The sequence below is a fragment of the Streptomyces europaeiscabiei genome, assembly GCF_001550375.1.
In the GTDB taxonomy this organism is placed as follows: domain Bacteria; phylum Actinomycetota; class Actinomycetes; order Streptomycetales; family Streptomycetaceae; genus Streptomyces; species Streptomyces europaeiscabiei.
This window is the reverse complement of the sequence record NZ_LRTR01000551.1, coordinates 1-2,455: the sequence shown is the minus strand read 5'-3', so window position 1 is coordinate 2,455 and position 2,455 is coordinate 1. Positions and strand designations below refer to the sequence as shown.

At 75.6% G+C, this 2,455-nt stretch carries 2 protein-coding genes; one reads left to right on the top strand and one right to left on the bottom strand.

What is annotated here, in order from left to right; genetic code table 11:
• Window positions 1–813: sirohydrochlorin chelatase (locus AWZ10_RS27090; protein ID WP_244172560.1), on the top strand; the 813-nt coding region annotated here is incomplete at its 5' end.
• A 106-nt stretch (window positions 814–919) separates the two neighbouring features.
• Here the strand turns inward: AWZ10_RS27090 and AWZ10_RS27085 are convergent.
• A complete protein-coding gene (locus AWZ10_RS27085; protein ID WP_060892276.1) occupies window positions 920–1,972 on the bottom strand; it encodes a lactonase family protein in 1,053 nt (350 codons plus the stop codon).
• Window positions 1,973–2,455 lie beyond the last annotated feature (483 nt).

Here is a 2,455-nt window from a genome sequence, read left to right as displayed (position 1 = left end):
GCGCTCGTCCTCGCGGTGCCCGGCACGCCCAGCGCCGCCACGCGCAGCCTCGCCGAGGAGGTCGTGAGCATCGCGCGCTCCGAGCTGCCCGGCCTCGACGCCCGCATCGGCTACGTCGACGGTGGCGCCGACGAGTTCCCCACGCTGCAGTCGGTGCTCACGCGTGCCGCCGAGGAGCGCACCGCCCGTTATGAGCAGGCGCGCGCCGCCGGCCTGGACGTCAAGGAGCCGGAAGGCCTCGTCGCCGTCGTCGTGCCCCTGCTGGCCGGTCCGGACAGCGCCACGCTGCGCCAGGTCCGCCAGGCCGTCATGGAGAGCCGTATCGCGGCCGAGCTGACCGATGTTCTCGGCCCGCACCCGCTGCTCGCCGAGGCTCTGCACGTGCGCCTGTCCGAGTCCGGTCTGGCGCGCGCCGACCGGGCCCGGCTGTTCACCGTCGCCACCGCCGCGGACGGCATCGTCCTGGCCACCGTGGGCGGCGAGGAGGCCGTGCAGGCCGCCGGGATCACGGGCATGCTGCTGGCCGCGCGGCTCGCCGTGCCGGTGATGGCCGCCGCCCTCGACCAGGAGGGCTCGATCACCTCCGTGGCCGAGCAGCTGCGCTCCTCGGGCTCGCAGCAGCTGGCCCTCGCGCCGTACCTGATAGGGCCGGAGATCGACGCCGGTCTGATCGAGGCCGCCGCGAAGGAGGCGGGCTGCTCCGCCGCCGAGGCGCTCGGCCCCTACCCGGCGATCGGCAAGCTGGCGCTCGGGAAGTACACCACCGCGCTCGGCATCGCGCCGCAGCAGCCGCAGGGCATGCCGGTCCGCTGAAGTCCGGTGCAGTGATCCCGGACCGCGACCCGTACGGCCGAGGGCCCGCTCCTCTCGCAGGAGCCGGCCCTCGGCCGTACGCACACCGGTGTCCGTGCGTGCTCTCTCAGGCGTCCAGGACGACGCAGGAGGCCGCGGGCGCCTCGATCGAACCGCCGCGTGCCGGTACACCCGTGACCGGGTCGACCGTGAACCAGGTGACGTCGCCGGAGCGCTCGTTGGCCACGTACAGCGTCCCGGCCGCGTAGGTGAGGGCGCGCGGCCAGTGGCCGCCGCAGGGCACGGTCGTGACCAGGCGCAGCCCGGCGTCCTCGACGGCGAGCACGGAGACGACGTCCGTACCGCGGGTGGCCGTCCACACGAACCGGCCGTCGGGGGACGCCACGATGCCCGAGGGGTACGCGTCGCCCTCCGGTGCTTCCGGAAGCACCGGGACCTCTCCCAGCGCCTCCAGCAGGCCCTCAGAGGCCTTCCAGCGGCACACGGTCACCGTGGGGGCGCGTTCGTTCAGCACGTAGACGTACGAACCGCCCGGTCCGCCGGGGTGGAAGGCGAGGTGGCGCGGTCCCGAGCCCGGCCTCAGCGCCGTCTCCCCGTGCAGGACGGGGACGCCGTCCTCCAGCCCGCACACCCGCACCGAGTCCGTGCCGAGGTCGACGGCCAGGAAGCGGTGGCCGCCGAGGTCGGGCAGCACCTGGTGGGCGTGCGGCTCCTGCGGGCGGCGGGCGCCGGTCTCCCACGCGGTGTGCCGGAGCGTTCCGGACGCGGAGGCCGCGAGGGTGCCGTCGGGGCACAGGGGGACGGCGGTGACGCTGCCGGAACCGTAGTCGGCGGTCAGTACGTGGCCAGTGTGCAGACACAGGTGGGTGGGACCGTCTCCGACCGGCACCGGGGGCCCGGTCAACTCGGGCCTGTCACCCGTCACCCGGTAGGCGGCCACCGCCCCCTCGGGCCGCTCGCTGACCGCGTAGAGGGTGTCCCCGTCCGGCGAGAGGGCGAGGTGGGACGGGTCGGGGACGTCGTCCGCGCCGCCGAGGACGGTCAGCGCGCCGCTCTCCTCGTCCACGACGGCGGCGAGGACACCGAGGCCGCCCGCCGACGTGAACGACCCGATGTAGGCCCGCCGTCGCCTGCCGCGTGCCGTCGTCGCTGGTGCCATGGCCCGTCCCCTCACCCGCTCGCCCTTGTGCGGGCGAGGGTAGCAGCAGGTCTAGACCAGAAGGGTTTCGCCCCCTCCGCCCCTACCCGCCCCATCCCCAGGGGCTGCCGCCCCTTCGACCCCGCGCGCCATGCAGCTCGGGGGCGGGGGGGCACGTTGGCGGGTGCGGGTCGCGTGGGGTTGCACGCGCAGTTCCCCGCGCCCCTTGACAGCGCGGGTCGCGCCCGGGGCTCTTGAGGAGCGCGGGGAGCTGCGCCCCACTCACCCGCTGCCGAAAGACGCACCCCTTGGAGTCGGACCGGTCGGACCGGTCGGACCGGTCAGGCGCGGGCCGGGGCAGAGGCGTGCAAGGGGTGGGCCAGTTCCGCGAGGGCCCGTTCCAGGGCCTGAAGGTGGGCGAGGGCCTGATCGGCGCGCGGGTGATGACCGGGCGTGACCGCGTGCGCCGGGGCGGGGCGCTCGGGCACCGCGCCGACCAGGGCC